The 16843-nt window shown below is 71.8% G+C and carries 18 protein-coding genes and 1 pseudogene; 8 read left to right on the plus strand and 11 right to left on the minus strand.

Annotation, left to right across the window (positions count from 1 at the left end; genetic code table 11):
• Window positions 1-19: 19 nt before the first annotated feature.
• The 3 genes from CEB94_RS02990 to CEB94_RS03000 form a co-directional block, all read right to left on the minus strand.
• Window positions 20-1381, minus strand: coding sequence for a phosphoinositide-specific phospholipase C-related protein (locus tag CEB94_RS02990; protein ID WP_175436862.1), 1362 nt, complete (start codon window positions 1379-1381; stop codon window positions 20-22).
• Window positions 1382-1458: 77 nt separating this feature from the next.
• Window positions 1459-2349, minus strand: coding sequence for a glycoside hydrolase family 19 protein (locus CEB94_RS02995; RefSeq protein ID WP_175430674.1), 891 nt, complete (start codon window positions 2347-2349; stop codon window positions 1459-1461).
• Between the two features lie 195 nt (window positions 2350-2544).
• Entirely contained in the window at window positions 2545-2997 is a 453-nt protein-coding gene (locus tag CEB94_RS03000; RefSeq protein WP_175430675.1) for a MarR family winged helix-turn-helix transcriptional regulator, read from the minus strand.
• Between the two features lie 80 nt (window positions 2998-3077).
• Between CEB94_RS03000 and CEB94_RS03005 the strand changes: the two genes are divergently transcribed.
• Entirely contained in the window at window positions 3078-4181 is a 1104-nt protein-coding gene (locus CEB94_RS03005) for a substrate-binding domain-containing protein (RefSeq protein WP_175430676.1), read from the plus strand.
• 70 nt (window positions 4182-4251) lie between these two features.
• A complete protein-coding gene (locus tag CEB94_RS03010; protein ID WP_175430677.1) occupies window positions 4252-5301 on the plus strand; it encodes an acyl-CoA dehydrogenase family protein in 1050 nt (349 codons plus the stop codon).
• Here the strand turns inward: CEB94_RS03010 and CEB94_RS03015 are convergent.
• The 5 genes from CEB94_RS03015 to CEB94_RS03030 form a co-directional block, all read right to left on the minus strand.
• Window positions 5298-6500 carry a serine hydrolase domain-containing protein gene (locus tag CEB94_RS03015; RefSeq protein WP_175430678.1) on the minus strand — a complete coding sequence of 401 codons (1203 nt, stop codon included), beginning with the start codon at window positions 6498-6500 and terminating at the stop codon, window positions 5298-5300. The genes CEB94_RS03010 and CEB94_RS03015 overlap by 4 nt on opposite strands.
• A 104-nt stretch (window positions 6501-6604) precedes the next feature.
• A complete protein-coding gene (locus tag CEB94_RS03020) occupies window positions 6605-7756 on the minus strand; it encodes an LLM class flavin-dependent oxidoreductase (protein WP_175430679.1) in 1152 nt (383 codons plus the stop codon).
• A 50-nt stretch (window positions 7757-7806) separates the two neighbouring features.
• Window positions 7807-8361 carry an NADPH-dependent FMN reductase gene (gene ssuE, locus CEB94_RS03025; protein WP_175430680.1) on the minus strand — a complete coding sequence of 185 codons (555 nt, stop codon included), beginning with the start codon at window positions 8359-8361 and terminating at the stop codon, window positions 7807-7809.
• Between the two features lie 222 nt (window positions 8362-8583).
• Window positions 8584-8667, minus strand: a complete 84-nt coding sequence (locus CEB94_RS42135; RefSeq protein WP_350710819.1) for a putative leader peptide — start codon at window positions 8665-8667, stop codon at window positions 8584-8586.
• A gap of 116 nt (window positions 8668-8783) precedes the next feature.
• Window positions 8784-8960 (minus strand): hypothetical protein, encoded by a 177-nt coding sequence (locus tag CEB94_RS03030; RefSeq protein ID WP_175430681.1) that lies wholly within the window; start codon window positions 8958-8960, stop codon window positions 8784-8786.
• A 230-nt stretch (window positions 8961-9190) separates the two neighbouring features.
• Here CEB94_RS03030 and CEB94_RS03035 point away from each other — a divergent pair, with 230 nt between their 5' ends.
• Window positions 9191-9631, plus strand: coding sequence for an SPW repeat protein (locus CEB94_RS03035; RefSeq protein ID WP_175430682.1), 441 nt, complete (start codon window positions 9191-9193; stop codon window positions 9629-9631).
• Window positions 9632-9954: 323 nt separating this feature from the next.
• On the opposite strand, the gene CEB94_RS03040 is transcribed toward CEB94_RS03035, so the two are convergent.
• Both CEB94_RS03040 and CEB94_RS03045 read right to left on the minus strand, forming a co-directional pair.
• Complete coding sequence (locus tag CEB94_RS03040) at window positions 9955-10881, minus strand: NAD-dependent epimerase/dehydratase family protein (protein ID WP_175430683.1); 927 nt, start codon at window positions 10879-10881, stop codon at window positions 9955-9957.
• A gap of 54 nt (window positions 10882-10935) precedes the next feature.
• Entirely contained in the window at window positions 10936-11712 is a 777-nt protein-coding gene (locus CEB94_RS03045) for a GNAT family N-acetyltransferase (protein ID WP_175430684.1), read from the minus strand.
• A gap of 129 nt (window positions 11713-11841) precedes the next feature.
• On the opposite strand from CEB94_RS03045, the gene CEB94_RS03050 reads away from it, so the two are divergent.
• From CEB94_RS03050 to CEB94_RS03060, 3 genes and pseudogenes are all read left to right on the plus strand, one after another.
• On the plus strand, window positions 11842-12327 hold the full coding sequence (locus CEB94_RS03050) for a nucleoside deaminase (RefSeq protein ID WP_175430685.1): 486 nt from the start codon (window positions 11842-11844) through the stop codon (window positions 12325-12327).
• A gap of 91 nt (window positions 12328-12418) precedes the next feature.
• The gene (locus CEB94_RS03055) at window positions 12419-12943 is read left to right on the plus strand and encodes an aminotransferase class I/II-fold pyridoxal phosphate-dependent enzyme (protein WP_425472421.1); all 525 of its coding nucleotides are present in this window, start codon (window positions 12419-12421) and stop codon (window positions 12941-12943) included.
• A pseudogene (locus tag CEB94_RS03060) lies at window positions 12859-13080 on the plus strand (class I SAM-dependent methyltransferase); the annotation flags it as partial. The gene CEB94_RS03055 and the pseudogene CEB94_RS03060, both read left to right, overlap by 85 nt.
• 11 nt (window positions 13081-13091) lie before the next feature.
• On the opposite strand, the gene CEB94_RS03065 reads toward CEB94_RS03060, so the two are convergent.
• On the minus strand, window positions 13092-13757 hold the full coding sequence (locus CEB94_RS03065) for a chaplin (protein ID WP_175430686.1): 666 nt from the start codon (window positions 13755-13757) through the stop codon (window positions 13092-13094).
• A 317-nt stretch (window positions 13758-14074) separates the two neighbouring features.
• Here CEB94_RS03065 and CEB94_RS03070 point away from each other — a divergent pair, with 317 nt between their 5' ends.
• On the plus strand, window positions 14075-15646 hold the full coding sequence (locus CEB94_RS03070) for an alpha/beta hydrolase (RefSeq protein ID WP_175430687.1): 1572 nt from the start codon (window positions 14075-14077) through the stop codon (window positions 15644-15646).
• A 50-nt stretch (window positions 15647-15696) separates the two neighbouring features.
• Window positions 15697-16791: a baeRF3 domain-containing protein gene (locus tag CEB94_RS03075; protein ID WP_175430688.1), complete on the plus strand. Its 1095-nt coding sequence runs from the start codon at window positions 15697-15699 to the stop codon at window positions 16789-16791.
• Window positions 16792-16843: the final 52 nt, after the last annotated feature.

The raw sequence follows: 16843 nt of genomic DNA on the forward strand, positions 1-16843 counted from the left end.
GCGGACCGGCGAAACCGGTTTACGGGTACGTGTACGAGTTGAGGTCGGTGACGGCGGAGGCCGGGTTGCCGCGGTCGTAGTGGTCGACGGCGAGGAAGTTGGGCTTCTTGCGGGCGGCCGGCTGGCAGAACCTCTGGGCGCGGTCGGCGAGTTTGGTGTTGTCCGTGCCGGCCGTGCCGGACAGCGGGACGTCACGGAAGTGGTTCATGACGAACAGCGGACGGAAACCGGGCTCGGTGCGGGTGAGTGGGATGTTCGTGTCGGCGCCGTACCAGCGGCTGTAGCAGGACCAGTCGGAGGTGCCGACGCCCGAGCCCATCGACCAGTGGTTCTCGACGGTCCACTCGCGCTGGTACATGACGCCGAAGCTGTCCCGGGTCAGGCCTCCGGCCTGGTCGGCGGCACGGGTGCGGTCGGTGAAGATCAGCAGCCGGTCGCCGGCGGCGGCCAGGTCCGCCATCGTCGGCCAACCGCTTTGCCGTACGCCGGTCAGGTCGGGCCGGTAGAGCACGTCCGACAAGCCGTTGACGCGGGCGAGTTCGGCGCGCAGGACGGCCGGGTCGACGTAGTCCTCCAGGAAGACGGTGACGAACTGGTCGGGGTGGGCCTTGAGGAAGTCGACCATGCGCTGGAGGTCGACCCACAGGGCGACGGGCCTGCTGACGAGGGTGCAGCTGTTGTGGCAGAGGATCGCGCCGTCCGGGGTCTGGTGGATGTCCAGCATGAATCCGCGTACTCCGTCGGCGAGTTGGCGTTCGATGCCGCGGGTCTGGTTGGGCACGAGGTTGACGAAGGGCGGGGCGAAGCCGCCGTCGACGCCGTTGGCGTACGCGTTGTGCGTGGTGAGGAACGTGACCTGGTCCAGGGTGCGCCGGTCCTGCGGCGGCATGGGGCCGGTGGCGGGGGCGACCGGGGTGAGGTACCAGGCGGCGAGGTCGCCGGATCCGCCGAGGGCGAGGCGGGCGGGGTAGTTGGCGCCGGGCGGCTTCGGTGCCACCGTCAGGTGACGCGTGGTCCCCGGTGCCTTGAGCGTGTGGCGGTCGGCGTCGAGCGGGATGATCTCCCAGGGGGCGTCGGTGCTCGCGCAGGCGACGGTCGCGGCTTGCTCGCCGCTGCGGCCGAGGCAGGTCCCGGGCGCGTCGGTGCTCTCCAGGAGGTACGAGGAGCCGTTCGGCTTCAGCTGCCACTGCTGGCGGTCCTCGTTGCCGCGGGGTCTGTGCTGCTCGACCGCGCCGCCGCTGTCGGCCGCGTTGAGCCCGGTCGTGGCGCTCTGGACGTAGTACGTACCCGGGGCCGGAGCAGCGGCGGCAGCGGGCTGGGGGGCCACGACCACGGCGGCCAGTGCCGCGGTCGTGGCGAGCAGGGCGTGGGGGGTGCGCAGTCGCATGAGGGATGCCCTTCCGGTCAACCAGTCAGGTTCATGACATCCCGCATGACACCACGCCGCGGGGTCCGGCGTCAGCAGTACAGGTTGCCGCCGGGTGACGTCCCGAGGATCTGCGTGAACCGCTGGTAGTTGCTCACGCGGCTCTGCACCTGCGCCGGGTTCTTGCCGTCGCACTCCAGGGAGCCGTTGATGCTGCGGATCGTCTGGCCGAACCCGGCGCCGTTCACCATGGCGTTGTGCGGGGTCATGGAGCCGGGTCCGGTCTGGGTGTTCCAGTACCACAGGGCCGTCTTCCACGCGACGGCCGAGTCGTTCTGGACCAGCCAGGGGTTGTTCAGCAGGTCGATGCCGAGCGCGTCGCCCGCGGCCTTGTAGTTGAAGTTCCAGCTCAGCTGGATCGGACCGCGCCCGTAGTAGGCGGCCTGGCCGGCCGGACAGCCGTAGGGCCGGCTCCAGTCGCAGTAGTGCGGATAGTTGGCGGTGTTCTGCTCCACCACATGCACCAGACCGCCGGTCTCGTGGCTGACGTTGGCGAGGAAGGCGGCGGCCTCCTGTTTCTTCACCGTGTCGCTGCCGGCGTTGGCGAAGCCGGGGTAGGCGCTCAGGGCGGCGGTGAGACCGCTGTAGCTGTAGAACGAATTCCGGTTCGGGAACATCTGGTTGAACTGGGCCTCGTTCACCACGAAGCGGGCGTTGGGCGTGCCGGGGCCGTTGTCGCAGGCGTACGGCTCCCAGTACCAGGTGCTGATGACCGGGTCGTAGCCCGGGTTGGCGTGCTCGGCGATATACGCCTTGCCGTCGGTGTAGCGGACGATGTCACCGGCGGCGTACGACTTCCCCGCCGTCCAGCTCGGGTAGCTGGAGCAGGCGGCGGCCGAGGCGTTCGAGGCGGGCAGGAGCACCGGCGCGGCGCCGGCGAGGGCGAGGGTGGCCAGGACTGCGGAGATACGGCGTCTCGACACGGGTGCGACTCCTTCGCGGAGCACGGCCGCACCCTGTCGGGGGCAGGGTGAAGCAGACCCTTGACCGCACGCACCGGTGGTCCGGTCACGGCGTGGGGGCGGCCGTGGTGGGGGCTGTGGAGGCACACTCAACCGCGTTGGTCTGTACCAGTCAAGGGTGTAGACCAGTCGGGTTCTGCACTGGGTGACGGCCCGTCATCCCCGCTCGGCACTCACCCGCGCCGTGTGCTCCAGCGTCGCCGCCAGTCGGTCCAGCAGGGACCGCAGCAGGTCGTCGTCGCCGTCGCCGAGCGGGGGCCAGCCGGCGCGGACCGCGCGGTCGACGCGCTGCCAGTACGCCTGGCCGCGCGGGGTGAGATGGGCGAGGACGCGGCGGCGGTCCAACGGATCGACCCTGCGGTGCACGAGGTTCTGGTCGACGAGCTGGTCGACCAGCTTGGTGAGCGTCGGAGGCGGCAGGAAGGCGGCCTCCGCGAGCCCCGTCATGTGGTGCCCCTCGCCGTCGGACAGGGAGGCCAGCACCCGCCACGCGTCGAGCGAGCAGCCCTCCGCCTCCAGAACGCCCTGCAATCGCCGCGCCGCGAGCCGCTCGGCCCGGGTCAGCAACTGCGCGAGGTCGTCGGGCCGACGGGGGGTGGGGCTGGGCATCCCTGCTCCTCTGTCAACGGGGGGTGTCCATCGTAGGAGACGCACTGGAGTTCGTCCGGTCCAGCCGGAATCATGGCGCCATGTTCCGGCACGACCTCCCCGCGCCCGAGTGGTTCACGGCCGACGACTCGGTGCTCGGCGTGGCCCTCGTCTTCCCCCTGCGGGGGCCCGCCGGGATCTTCGGGCCCACATGTGAGCTGTGCGCGCGGCTGGCCGCCGAGGAGGTCAACCGGGACGGCGGCGTGCTCGGCAGACAGCTCCGGCTGGTGCCGGTCGACGGCTCGGGGGCGCCGCAGGAGGTCGCCGACGAGGTCGAGGCGCTGGTGGATCTGGGGGCCGTGCAGGGCGTCACGGGCTGGCACATCTCCTCGGTGCGGCAGGCCCTGGCGCCGAGGATCGCGCACCGCGTCCCGTACGTGTACACCGCGCTGTACGAGGGCGGGGAGGACACGGCGGGGGTGTTCCTGACGAGTGAGACCCCGCGCGATCAGCTCCGGCCGGCGATGGAGCTGCTGGCACGCGAGCGCGGGGTGCGGCGCTGGTTCGTGGTGGGCAACGACTACGTGTGGCCGCGGCACACGGCCCGGTCGGCACGCGGGTACGCCCGGCGCTTCGGCGGGTGTGTCGCCGGTGAGGTGTACCTCCCGCTCGGCACCCATGATTTCGAGCCGGTGCTGCGCCGCGTCGAACGCTCGGACGCCGACGCGGTGCTGATGCTGCTCGTCGGCAGTGACGCGGTGCGCTTCAACCGGGCGTTCGCGGAGTACGGCCTGCACGCGCGCTGTCTGCGGCTGAGCACGCTGATGGACGAGAACATGCTGGTGGCGAGCGGCCCGGCGGCCACCGAGGACCTGTACAGCACCGCCGGGTTCTTCGCCTCGCTGGCCAATCGCGACACCCTGGACTTCCAGGGGCAGTACGCCGCCCGCTACGGCGTCGAGGCGCCGGCCCTCGGCAGCCTCGGCGAGTCCTGCTACGAGGGTGTGCTGCTGCTGGCCGCCCTGCTGAAAAGGGCCGGGACGCTGGACGTATCGGCGATCGGCGCGGCCGCGGGGGCGGTGTCGTACGAGGGTCCGCGCGGGCTGCTGCGTCTTCGGGACGCTCATGTGCGCCAGCGGATCTACCTGGCGCGGGCCGACGGGATCGACTTCGACGTGCTCACGGAGCTGGACACGCACCCCTGACCGGACGGTCCGGTCGGCGACACACCCCCGGATCGGCGCCCCACGCCGCCCGACCGCGAGAATTCCTCCCATGACCACCACATCCCATCCCCTCGTCACCCGTGCACAGCGACTGGCAAGCGATCTCCTCCTCCCGCAGGCCGAGCGCGTCGACCAGGAGGGTGTGCCCGCGAGCCATGTGGAGGCGGTGAAGCGGGCGGGGCTGCTCGGGGTGGTCGCGCCGCAGGAGTACGGCGGGGCGGACGCGCCCGTCGCCGTGGCGCGGGAGACCGCGGAGATCCTGGCCGGGGCGTGCTGCTCCACATGGTTCGTACAGACACAGCACCACACACCGGTGAAGCTGCTGGCCACATACGACTCGCCCGTCCGGGAGAAGCTGCTGCGCCCACTGGCGACCGGCGAGCTGATGGCCGGCATCGCCTTCGCCCATGTCCGTGCCTTCCCCCGGGTGCCGGTGCGGGCCGTTCCCGAGGAGGGCGGTTGGCGGTTCGAGGGCAGGGTGCCCTGGTACACCGGCTGGGGTCTGAACGACGTGATGCTGCTGGCCGGGGTGACGGACACGGCCGAGGTGGTGTTCGTGTTCGCCGAGGCACGCGAGCAGCCCAGGCTGACGGCGTCGGCGCCGATGCGGCTCGCGGCCCTCACCGCTGCCCGAACGGTGTCCCTGGACCTGGACGGCCTGCGGGTACCGGAGGAGGCGGTGGTGCTGCGCACGTCGCAGGAGGAGTTCGCCCTGATCGACCTGCCCCGGGCCGCCAACGCCAGTCCGGCCGTGTTCGGGGTGGCGCACGCGGCGCTGGACCTGGTGGCGCAGACCCCCGAGGGCGTGGAGACGGCCCGGTCGCTGCGGGCCCGGCTCGACGAGGTCCGCCGGGAGGCCTACGCCCTGGCCGACCGGCCCGCCCCGCACGATTGCGTACCGGAGCGACTGGCCGTGAAGACACGTGCCTACGACCTCCTGCGCGCGGCCACCACCGCGGCGATCGTGGCCGGGGGCGGCCGCTCCATGGACCTGGGCAGCCGGGCGCAGCGGCTGGCGCGCGAGGGGATGTTCCTGCTGGTGCAGGGCCAGACGGCCGAGGCACGCCGGACGCACCTCGGCTCGCTGGCGTCCGGCTAGCCGAGCCGGGGCACGGCCGACGCCCGGTCCGTCCGGGACGGGATCTTCCCGCAGAACTCCGCTTCGATGACATCGATATAGAGCGAGGAGTCCGGGAGCCAGTCGCCGTTGATGTTGAACGTGAGCTGGTGCTTGCCGTCCTGGGTGCCGACCATGGCGGACAGGGAGCCGTTGGTACGGCCGGTCTTGCCCACCACCTTCACACCGCAGGACAACTGCGCGAACTCGACTCCGAGTCCGTAGCCGATGCCGTATCCGCCCGGGACCTCGTCGAACATCTCCTTCATCTGCTTCTGTGGCAGCAAGTCACCTTTGACGAGAGCGCGTTGGAACCGGTTGAGGTCGCCGCTGGTGGAGATGACATCGCCGGCCGCGCCCAGCCAGGTCATGTTCTGTTCGGTGGCGTCGTGGGTCTCGGCATCGGGGGCGTCCTGGTGGAGACGGGAGTAAGCGACGGGGTGCGGCTTCGGCACCTGTGGTGCCGTGCCCGGGAACGACGTTTCGCGCAGCTTCAGGGGCCGGATGATGCGACGGGTGATCTCCTGCGCGTACGAGCGGCCCGTCGCCTTCTCGACGACCATGCCCGCGACGACGAAGTTGGTGTTCGAGTACGACGGCTTGCCCTCCGGGTCGGGCTGCGGCGGGTGCCTCAGGGCGATCGCCACCAGGTCCTCGGGCTCATAGGTGTCGTACCGGTGCTCAGGGAAGCCGGGCCCTGTGGTGGCGTGGCTGAAGTCGGGGTCGTCGGTGTAGTTGGCGATGCCGCTGGTGTGATTGAGGAGCTGACGCAGTGTGACCGTGTTGCCGTCGTAGCCGTTGCCGCGCACCAGGCCGGGCAGCCGGCGTTCGACCGTGTCGTCCAGGTCCAGTCTGCCTTCCGCCTCCAACTGGAGCATGACGGCCGCGACGAACGTCTTGGTGATGCTGGCCCCGCGGAAATGGTCACCGGCCGACCGCATACGGCCCGTACCGGTGTCCGCGTAGCCGTACTCCCCGAACCAATTCCCCTTGTCATCGCGGACCTTGGCCGCGGCTCCCGGGAGTCCGCCCTTGTCGACCAGCGCGCGTAACGCGGTCCGGGTGGCCTCGTGGCCATGCTTCGATTCCGCTGCCTGCGCTGCCGGGGCGAGTGCCGCGGTTCCGGCGGACAGCGCCACGGCCAGGGCGATCGAGACGGTGCGTGCAGCACGCTTCTTCAAGGGTGTGCCTCCTGGTCGCCAAGGGGCCTGCGTGCCCCCTTGGTGACCAGGACGCCCACGTCCGGCTCCAGGGTTGATCCTTTCGGGAGGGGAGCCGCCGGGTGTCAGCTCGCGGCCGGCACGAAGGGGGCCGGAGCCTCGGGCGCGGTCTCCTTGCCCGCGGGGTGCCGCCACAGTCCCTGCGCGGCGAGGCGCGGCAGGACGCCCTCGCCGAACCAGTACGCCTCCTCCAGGTGCGGGTAGCCGGAGAGGATGAACTCGTCGATGCCCAGGGCGTGGTACTCCCGGATCCGCTCGGCGACCTCGTCGTGGCCGCCGACCAGGGCGGTGCCCGCCCCGCCGCGCACCAGGCCGATGCCGGCCCACAGGTTGGGGTGGATCTCAAGGCGGTCGCGGCGGCCGCCGTGCAGGGCGAGCATGCGCTGCTGCCCCTCGGACTCGCTGCGGGCGAGCCCGGCCTGCACCGACGCCACCGTCTGCGGGTCGAATCCGTCGAGCAGCCGGTCCGCCTCGGCCCAGGCCTGCTCGGCGGTGTCACGGGTGATGACGTGCAACCGGATACCGAAGCGCAGGGTGCGGCCCTGTGCGGCGGCCAGCGACCGGATCCGGGCGATCTTCTCGGCGACCTGTGCGGGCGGTTCGCCCCAGGTGAGATAGACGTCGGAGTGCCGGGCGGCGATCTCGCCGGCGATGGGCGAGGAGCCGCCGAAGTAGACCTCGGGCACGGGGTCGGGCACCCGGGCCAGTGCCGCGTCCTCCACCCGGACGTGCTCGCCGTGCAGGCCGACGGTTTTCCCCTCCCACAATTCCCGTACGACCTGCAGGAATTCGCCGGTTCGGCGGTATCGCCCGTCCTTGTCGAGAAAGTCGCCGAAGGCGCGCTGCTCCCTGTTCTCGCCTCCGGTGACGACGTTGAGCAGCAGCCGTCCGCCGGTCTGCCGCTGGAAGGTGGCGGCCATCTGCGCGGCGAGCGTGGGCGAGATCAGTCCCGGCCGGAAGGCGACGAGGAACTTCAGGCGTTCGGTGTGCTGGGCGACCATCGCGGTGGTGAGCCAGGCGTCCTCGCACCAGGCGCCGGTGGGCGTGAGGGCGCCCGCGAAGCCCACTTCCTCGGCGGCCCGGGCGATCTGGCTCAGGTAGGCGACCGTCGGCGGCCGGTCCCGCCCGGACGCGGTGGCCGGGGTGCCGTGACCGCCGCCGACGACATGGCGGCTGTCGCCGTTGGTGGGCAGGAACCAGTGGAAGGTGAGGGACACGGGGGTCTCCGATCGAGGGGGAACGTGCGGTGGCGCGGCGGCGGGCGGTGTCAGCCCGCCGCCGCCAGCAGCGGGGTGCGGCCGAGCGCCGCGGAGAACTGATCGACCACCTGGCCGAGTGCCTCGTTGGCGGCCGGCGCGACGGTCAGGGAGCCGTCGTCCTGCACGACGATGTCCTTGTCGAGGGTGAACCAGCCCTGCACGATGTGGGCCGCGCCCATGGAGTTGAGCACCGGGCGCAGGGCGTAGTCGATGGCCAGGACATGGGCGACGCTGCCACCGGTGGCGAGCGGCAGCACGGTCTTGCCGGCCAGGGCGTACTGCGGGAGCAGGTCCAGCAAGGCCTTCAGGACACCGGAGTAGGACGCCTTGTAGACGGGTGTGCCGACGACGACGCCGTCGGCCCGCGCGAACAGCTCGGTGGCCTCGACGATCGCGGGGTGGCGGAAGTCCGCGCCGAGCAGGGCCTCGGCGGGGATGGTGCGGACGTCGAGCGGGATCACGTCATGACCCTGGGCCGCCAGCCGCTTGTCCAGCCGGCGCATCAGTCGGCTGGTGCGGGAGGAGGCGGAGGGGCTGCCGGAGACGGACAGGACGGTGGCCATGGGCTCTCTTTTCAGGCAGAAGGCGCGACTGCGCGCAGGCAGAGCCGAATTCGGGAACGCCCCGTGCAAAAGGCGTACTGGAACGCCGAATTCAGGCGTGCGGGAAACACACCGCGCGGGACGGGCGTGCGGGACATCGCACCGCGCAGGACGTCACGCCGGCACGGCAGGGTGCGGCCGACGGCGGGTACGGCGGTGTGGGGAAGCGGCGAGCCGGAGGACTCAGGCTGCGGCGCGACAGGAAGCGCTGGAGACGCGCGCGAGGTCGACGTGGCGTCGCCGCGTGAGGTCCAGTCGCATGGTCATGCCATGGATCGTGGCAGTGGGGGACGACGCCCGTCAAGAAATCCGCGGCCCATCTCGTATTCCGGACCGCGGATTTCACAAAAGGTGACCCGAAAGGCCGTGCGGGACGGAGGAATTCAGTCCTCGTCCGCCGGAACGACCACGAGGAAGGCGTCCGACTCCAGGTCCATCACGACGGTGGCGGGCTCGCCCTCGGCGCGGCGGCGGGCCGCGTACTCCTCGGCGGGCCACGATCCGCGCGGAGACCCCGCCGGGAACCGCTCCAACACCTTCGCGCTGATGGCCGCAGTCACGTCCGCTGCCCTCCCCTGTCCCGCGCCGCCCGCCTGGGCGACGTCGATCGGTCGCTGTCGTACACATCCGGATGCCCCCGATCCGGCCGGACATGTACCGCCGGGTAGATATCACACCCTCTTACCCACCTCTACACATAAAGGGGAAATAAGAGCAGAATGATGCTTACGCGGCGCTTACCGCATACCTCTCCAGACGCGGTCGCCCTGCACCAAGAAGGAGACGAGTCATGGCCAACGTCTCGCCCACCAGAGGTGACATGACCACCCACCCTGATGCCTCCGAGATGCGGGACCGGTACGCCCGCGTGCTCGGTGGCCGCGATGTGGCGCTCGTGGACGGACCGGTGTTCCTGCTCGGTCTGTACTGCGCCGCCTCCCCGTGGATAGTCCACTACACGACCAGCCAGCCGGCGCTCGTGACCCACAACCTGATCATGGGTATCGCGATCGGCCTGCTGGCGCTCGGGTTCACTCGCGCTCCGGAGCGCATGTACGGCCTGAGCTGGGCCATGTGCGCCCTCGGAGTGTGGTTGATCATCTCGCCGTGGGTCGTGGGCGAAAGCCCGGACGCCGGTGTCGTGTGGAACAACATCATCATCGGTGCACTGGCCGTGATCCTGGGGCTGGTGTGCGCCGGAACGGCGGCGAAGGCCTCGTCCAGGCCGTAGCGCTCCGCCGGAAGGGAACTCAAGGCCGGTCCGCGTCCCGGACCGGCCCGCCCATGTCCGCCCGGCGACCGCCCGCGGTGACGGGACCCGGACCCGGAGTGACCCGGCCGCCGGGGGCACACGCACTACAGCGGGGGTCCCGAGGAGATGGACCAGTGGCTCATCCAGATCGGCCTCGCGGCGCTGGGCATCACCGCGCTGGACCGTTCGAAAGCACGCCGCTGACGGCGTAGGGGCGCCGGGACCGGCCGTGGGTGGACAGCCACCAGCCACAGTGCCGCACACCACCCGGCCCGCGCCGCCCTCCGCCGGCCGCGCGGGTCTCAGCGGTGACTCGCCGACCGCAGCGCGGCGAGCCCCTCACCGCTCGACGCGTAGAGCGGCGTCCAGCCGAGTTCGTGCTCCGCCTTGGCGCAGGACATGCGGAGCCGGGACGACATCATGGTGTGCGCGTACGACAGGGGTTTCATCAGCCACAGCGGCACGGTCATCGGCTCCGGCAGTCCGAAGACCCGGGCGACGGCCTCGACGTGGGCGCGGAAACCCATCGGGGTGTGGTCCGCGATGTTGTACGCCTGCCCCGGCCGGCCGCGCTCCACGGCGGCGACCGCCGCGCGGGCGGCGTCCGTGAGCTCCACCCACGGCAGCACGCGGGCCCGGTCGCCGGGCACGGGCAGCCGCCGCCCGCGCAGCGGGGGCAGCAGGGCGTCGGTGCCGCCGGGCCCGTAGAAGAGTCCGAAGCGCAGCGCGATGCCCTCCAGCGCCTCCGCGTCGAAGGCGAGCCGCTCCTTGGTCCGCATGGCCGCGATGTGCCGTTCCAGCCGGGGTGTGCCGCCGCGCGGGCCGAAGGGGTCGTCCTCGGTGAGCGGGCGGTCGCCGTGGTCGCCGTAGCCGTACCCGAAGGCCATGGACTCCACGACGAAGCGGCGGGCGCCGGTGGCGCGGGCGGCCTCGACCAGGTGCGCGGTGCCCTGGGTGCGCAGCGCGTCGGTGGCGTACATGTCGCGGTCCCGCATCGGGGGCTTGCGCAGGGCGGTCGCGGCATGGATCACGGTGTCGAAGTGGTGCCCGTCGACGGCGCGCAGCAGCGCGTCGCGGTCCATGAGGTCGGCGCGGATTCCGTTCTCCCGGCTCCGGCCGAGCCCCGTGACCTCGTGGCCCGCCTCGGTCAGGGCGCGTGTGATGTGCCCGCCGAGGACGCCGCTCGCGCCCGCGAGGAGGATGCCCTGGTTCTGGTCGTTCGTCGTCATGACGGTGCGACGGATCGGCCGGGCACGGATGTGACATCCGCGTCCCCCGCCCGGCTACGCCGTGTACACGTACGGCGTCGTGGTCGTCAGCGGCACGAAGCCGAGCCGTTCCAGGATCGGCCGGCTCCGGCTGGAGGCGTCGACCTGGAGGTAGCGGTAGCCGAGGGTCCTGGCGGCATGGGCGCGGTGGGCCACCAGGGTGCGGTAGATGCCGCGGCCGCGCCAGCCCTGGACGGTGCCGCCGCCCCACAGGCCGGCGAAGGGCGTGCCGGGTACGAGTTCCATGCGGGCCGCGCTCACCGGCTCGTCGCCGGCCATCGCCACGACGGCGACGACGGTGTCCGGGTCGCCCGACAGCCGGGCGAGGAGCCGGCGGCGCAGCCAGGAACTGTCCGCGCCGAACGCCTTCTCGTGGACGTCGGCCACGAGATCGACGCCCGCCGGGTCGGTGACCTGCACGACGCGCACGCCCGCGGGCGGTTCGGTGTCGAGGCCCAGGGCGTCGGCTTCGCCGATCATCAGCGTCTCCTGGGGCTCGGGCGTGAACCCGGCCGCGCGCAGCCGCCGCCCGAGATCCGCCGGCCCGTCGTGCCCGTACAGCTTCCACTCGAAGTCGAGGCCGAGCCCGGTGTAGTGGCCGATCTGCCCGGCGATCGCCGCGTCCGCTCCGGCCTCGTCGAGGGCGGACCACACGACGCCGTTCCAGCCCTGCGGGGAGGCGACCTGGCGGACGACACCGCCGGTCCGCTCGACACGGGCGTCGGGACCGTCCGGCCGCGCTCTCTCACGCAGGTGGCGGTCGAACAGGGCGAGAAGCTCGGCATGATCCATGGACGGACTTCAGCAGCCGCCGGGCCGGACGGCAACGGGTTTTCCGGCGCGGCGGCCCCGGTCCTTTCCCGCCGCGTACAGGCGCCCTAGGGTCCTGTTGATCGCATCGTCACGGGGAAGGCCGGCCACATGGTCGTGAAGGACACCGAACTGCCGCACCTGCGCCGCTGCGTGGAGCTCGCGGCCGAGGCCCTGGAGGCCGGGGACGAGCCGTTCGGTTCGGTCCTGGTGGGCGGGAACGGCACCGTCCTCGGCGAGGACCACAACCGGGTGGCCTCGGGCGACCGCACGCGGCATCCCGAGTTCGAACTGGCGCGCTGGTCGGCGGCGCACCTCACGCCCGGGGAACGGGCGGCCGCCACGGTCTACACCTCCGGCGAGCACTGCCCGATGTGCGCGGCCGCGCACGCCTGGGTCGGTCTCGGGCGCATCGTCTACGTCGTCTCGTCCGAACAACTCGCTTCCTGGCTGGGTGAGTTGGGTGTCCCCACACCGCCGGTGCGGGCACTGCCCGTGCACGACGTCGCACCCGGTGTAGTCGTTGACGGCCCCGTCCCCGAACTGACCGGTCAGGTACGGGAGTTGCACATCAGGTTCCACCGCGGACGCGGCTGAGCTCCGGAGTGCTGTTCCTGCTGGTGATCCTCCGGCTGGCGGGCATGGTCGTGGCACATCGCCACGCGGTGACGCGGGAGCTCGCCCTGCGGTGTGCCGCTCCGAGGGGGCGACGCTGTACGCCGACGACGCCCACGGCTTCGGCGTGATCGGGGAGCGCGGGCCGGGCCAGACGTGCCCGTACGGCATGCGCGGCAACTGCGTGGTGCGGCACACCGGGGAGTCGTACGACGGGATCGTGCTCGTGGGCGGATTCTCCAAGGCGTACTCGTCCCTGCTGGCGTTCCTCGCACTGCCGTCGGAGCTGAAGAACCGGCTGAAGACCGCGGCGGCGGCGCCCTATCTGTACTCGGGGCCGTCGCCGACGGCGTCACTGGCGACCGCGCTGGCCGGGCTGGACGTCAACGATCGCCGGGGCGACGCGATCCGGGCCGACCTGTACCGCAAGACGGTCCGGGTCCTCGACCACCTGGAGGGCATGGGGGTGAGCACCCTCCACTCGGACCGGCTGCCGATCGTGGAGGTGCCGCTGGCGAACACCTGGTCGCCGCGTTCATGGAGAACATGCCGACGTACCGCATCGGTCCGGCCTCCAGCTGGCCGGGCTGCCCGGTGAACCCGGCGACCGTCACGGAGGTCTTCACTCCGCTGACCCGCGACCTGGACGTGACCCACATCGACGTGGACCCGACCCTGCCGGACTACGGGGACTCGGGGATGGTGCTGCTCACCGGGGTGGCGAAGGCCGTGTAGCCCGTGAGCAGTCAGCCGTCCGACCCCGGGCGGAACCTCCGGCGCAGCACCACTCCCCCGGCGACCAGTGCCGCGCTCGCCGCGACGGCCTGGAGGGTGTGGTCCGTGCCCGTGTGGGCCAGGGCACCGGTGGCGTGCCGGGGGGTGTGCGGGGCCGGCTCGGGGGCCGGCTTCGCCCGGGGCGGCGTGGTCGGCTTCGGGACCTGCTTCGGCGGATGCTGGGGGCGCACCGGCCGATGGCCGCCGGGGGTGTTCGAGGCCTCATTGCCGGCCGCCGGGTTGCCGATGCCGACCACGTTCACCGAGTTGCCCGTGACGTTGACGGGGAGATCGACCGGCAACTGCACGCCGTTGCCGGAGATCACGCCCGGCGAATCCTTTCCGCTGCCCTCGGCGACCGCGCCGCCGGACCTGCCCGGCCGGCCGCCTCGTCCGTCGTCCTTGTTCGCGCAGCTGTTGCCGGCGGCGGGGTTCAGGAGCCCCACCACGTTCACGGTGTTCCCGCACACGTTCACCGGGACGTGCACCGGCAGCTGGACGGTATTGCCGGAGACCACCCCGGGCGAACCGGCCGCCGAGCCGCCCGCGCCGGAACCGGCGTACGCGGGGACTGTCACGGCCATCGCGCCCGAGGCGGCGGCGACGGCGATCACTCCGTTTCGGGTAACCCGTCTCATGGGACCCCTGCCTTCCAGACATCGTCGCGGGCACTCACCCGCACCGGATAGAACGCGGGGCGCCCGGTCCGAGTTATGGCTTATCGGCCTTTCACTCCATCGAGCGGCCCGGTTGTCGAACTAGCGGTAAAGCCCTTCGTATGCGGGCTTCGCACGCAGACTCGTCCGGGGGCTTCCCATCTGGGACGAGCCGTGCAGGTCACGGCGTGTGACCCTGCCCCGCCCGCCCGGAGGCGCGGCTTCCGGGGCCCGCATATGGTGAGCGAGGGCGCCGATCCCGGTCCGCTGCGGGGCGCCCCGCGTCCCTGGAGGCACCGATGCTGGCCAAGCTGTCCACGCGCTCCTCGATACGGCGCTGCGCGGTCGCCGGCACGGCCGGACTCGCCCTGCTGGGCACCGCACTGCCGGCCGCCGACGACTCGCCCCCCGGCCTCACGCGCTTCTACGACCAGAAGGTCACCTGGTCGAAGTGCGAGGGCATGGACATGCCGAAGGACCTGCAGTGCGGGAAGGTCACCGTCCCGCTCGACTACGCCGAGCCCGGGAAGGGCACCCTCGACGTCGCCGTCGCCCGCTACCGGGCCACGGGCAAGTCCCGGGGCTCGGTCCTGCTGAACTTCGGCGGCCCGGGCGGTCAGGGCGTGGCCCAACTCGCCATGGGCGGCAAGGACTTCATGGGCCTGACGAACGGCTACGACGTAGTCTCCTTCGACCCCCGCGGCGTCGGCCGCTCCTCGCCGGTCAGCTGCGGAAACGCCTCGGACAGCGCCCTGGACGCGACCGACGGCAACGCCGACGTGACCGACCCCGGGGCCGTCCTCGAAGAGCTGCGCGCGGCGGCGGCCGAGTGTGCCGAGCACTCGGGCCCGGTCCTGCCCCACATCGGCACGGTCGACGCCGCCCGCGACCTGGACGTCATGCGCGACGCGCTCGGCGACGACAAGCTCAACTATCTGGGCTTCTCCTACGGAAGCCGGCTCGGCGCGGTGTACGCGGCCCAGTACCCCGAGAAGGTCGGCAGGATGGTGCTGGACGGCGTCGACACGCTGACCGAGCCACTGGCCGACCAGGGGGTGGTGAGCGCCCAGGGACAGCAGACCGCGCTGGAGAACTTCCTGACCTGGTGCACGGAGGACATCGCCTGCCCGTTCGGGCGGATTCCGCGCGAGGCCCGGGAGCACGTCGTGGACGTGGTCGAGTCGCTCGACAAGGACCCGGTGCCGACCGACTTCGGCGAGGCCTTCTCCGGCCAGGACTTCGCCGGCGCCCTCGGGCAGGGCCTCTACAGCAGGGAGCTGTGGCCCTCGCTGCAGCGGGCCATCGGCCGACTGCTCGAGGACGGCGACCCGAGCGGCCTGGAGGCCTTCCTGTCCGGGGGCTTCACCCTCCCGCTGCGCGGCCGCCCGCACGCCGGACTCACCGACCCCGCGGACGTGCCGCTCGACAACCTGCCGGCGGCGCTGATGGCGGTCAACTGCGCGGACGATCCCGACCGCCCCGCCGCCGCGCAGATCACCAAGGACCTCGGCCGGCTGCGCGCCCGCTACGAGCAGGCGTCACCCGTCTTCGGCCGCTACCGGCTCACCCAGGTGCTGATGTGCTACGGCCGCCCCAAGGGCACCGACTACATCCGCGACGACGTCAAGGACGTGGACACGCCGAGAATGCTGCTCGTCGGCACCCGGGGCGACCCCGCCACGCCGTACCGCTGGACGGTGGAGACGGCCAGGCGGCTCGGGTCGTCGGCCGTGGTGCTCGACAACCGGGGCGAGGGCCACACCGGCTACGGCTCGTCCAAGTGTGTGCACAGCAAGGTCGACGCCTTCCTGCTGTACGGAACGCTGCCGCCGGACGGCAGCTCCTGCGGCTCCGACCGCGACGACGAATGAGATCGACTGCCCCAAATGCCCCCATGGCGAATTCGCTCTATCGTTCTGTCATGGAGAGCGTTCTGAGTCCCGCGACCCTTGCCGAGCTGCGGCGCCCGCGCCCCTACCCCGCGGTCTCCGTGCTGACGCCGACACATCGGCGCGATCCGTACAACACCCAGGACCAGGTCCGGCTGCGCAATGCGGTGGCCGAGGCCAAGAGGCAGCTGGAGGCCGATCCGGCCGTCACCCGTGAGCGACGCACCGAGGTCGCCGGGCACCTCGACCGGGCCCTGACCGAGATCGACCTGACCCACGCCGAGGACGGCCTGGCGATCTTCGCCGCCCCGGGCGAACACCAGGTGTGGTCACTGGCGAGGTCCGTACCCGAACGCGTGGTCCTCTCGGACACCTTCCTCACCCGCAACCTCGTCTCCGCCCAGACGGCCGGGCGCCCCTTCTGGGTCCTGTCGCTCGCCGCGGACCGCGCCACGCTGTGGAACGGCGGCGTCGACCGGGTCGCCGAGGCCCGGGTCGGCGGCTTCCCGCTGACCCGGCGCATGGAGAACTTCGACCCGGAACGGCAGCAGCGGATCGGCGACACGCCGAGCGCCTTCCGGGAGGAACGCACCCGCCAGTTCCTCCGCGAGGCCGACACCGCGATGAACGCCGTACTGCGCGACCGCCCGAGACAGCTGTACGTCACCGGCGAGCCGGCCGCCCTCTCCCTGCTGGACGAGGTCGGCGGCACCGCCCGGGGTGCGGTGCACATCCCGCACGGCGGGCTCGCGCACGGGACCCCGGAGACCGTGTGGCAGGCCGTACGCCCGGTGGTCGAGACGGAGGCCCGCAGGAGTACGGACGCCGTGACCCGCGCCCTCGAAACGGCCCGCGGGCGGCGGGAGTTCGCCGCCGGTGTCGACGAGCTGTGGCAGAGCGCCCGGGACGGCCGCGTCCGGCTGCTGGCCGTCGAGGAGAACTACCGCGTGACGGTCCGCGACGCCGGGGACCATCTGATCCTCGCCGAGAGCGGCGACCTCGACTCCCGCGAGGACATCGTGGACGAGATCGTCGAGCAGTGCCTGGAGACCGGGGCAGACGTCCGCTTCGTACCGGACGGCACCCTCGGAGAGGCGGACGGCATGGCCGGGGTGCTGCGGTACTGACCGAGGTTCGAACGCAGGCTCGTCGAACACCCGCATGAGCCTCGTGCGGGTG

This window comes from Streptomyces hawaiiensis (assembly GCF_004803895.1).
GTDB classification, from domain to species: Bacteria; Actinomycetota; Actinomycetes; order Streptomycetales; family Streptomycetaceae; genus Streptomyces; species Streptomyces hawaiiensis.

Excerpts from the sequence above, each read along its gene's own strand:
- CEB94_RS03000 (WP_175430675.1), bottom strand. The coding sequence starts at position 2,997 with ATGCCCAGCCCCACCCCCCGTCGGCCCGACGACCTCGCGCAGTTGCTG.
- CEB94_RS03005 (WP_175430676.1), top strand. The coding sequence starts at position 3,078 with ATGTTCCGGCACGACCTCCCCGCGCCCGAGTGGTTCACGGCCGACGAC.
- CEB94_RS03010 (WP_175430677.1), top strand. The coding sequence starts at position 4,252 with ATGACCACCACATCCCATCCCCTCGTCACCCGTGCACAGCGACTGGCA.
- ssuE (WP_175430680.1), bottom strand. The coding sequence starts at position 8,361 with ATGGCCACCGTCCTGTCCGTCTCCGGCAGCCCCTCCGCCTCCTCCCGC.
- CEB94_RS42135 (WP_350710819.1), bottom strand. The coding sequence starts at position 8,667 with ATGACCATGCGACTGGACCTCACGCGGCGACGCCACGTCGACCTCGCG.
- CEB94_RS03035 (WP_175430682.1), top strand. The coding sequence starts at position 9,191 with ATGGCCAACGTCTCGCCCACCAGAGGTGACATGACCACCCACCCTGAT.
- CEB94_RS03040 (WP_175430683.1), bottom strand. The coding sequence starts at position 10,881 with ATGACGACGAACGACCAGAACCAGGGCATCCTCCTCGCGGGCGCGAGC.
- CEB94_RS03045 (WP_175430684.1), bottom strand. The coding sequence starts at position 11,712 with ATGGATCATGCCGAGCTTCTCGCCCTGTTCGACCGCCACCTGCGTGAG.
- CEB94_RS03050 (WP_175430685.1), top strand. The coding sequence starts at position 11,842 with ATGGTCGTGAAGGACACCGAACTGCCGCACCTGCGCCGCTGCGTGGAG.
- CEB94_RS03065 (WP_175430686.1), bottom strand. The coding sequence starts at position 13,757 with ATGAGACGGGTTACCCGAAACGGAGTGATCGCCGTCGCCGCCGCCTCG.
- CEB94_RS03070 (WP_175430687.1), top strand. The coding sequence starts at position 14,075 with ATGCTGGCCAAGCTGTCCACGCGCTCCTCGATACGGCGCTGCGCGGTC.
- CEB94_RS03075 (WP_175430688.1), top strand. The coding sequence starts at position 15,697 with ATGGAGAGCGTTCTGAGTCCCGCGACCCTTGCCGAGCTGCGGCGCCCG.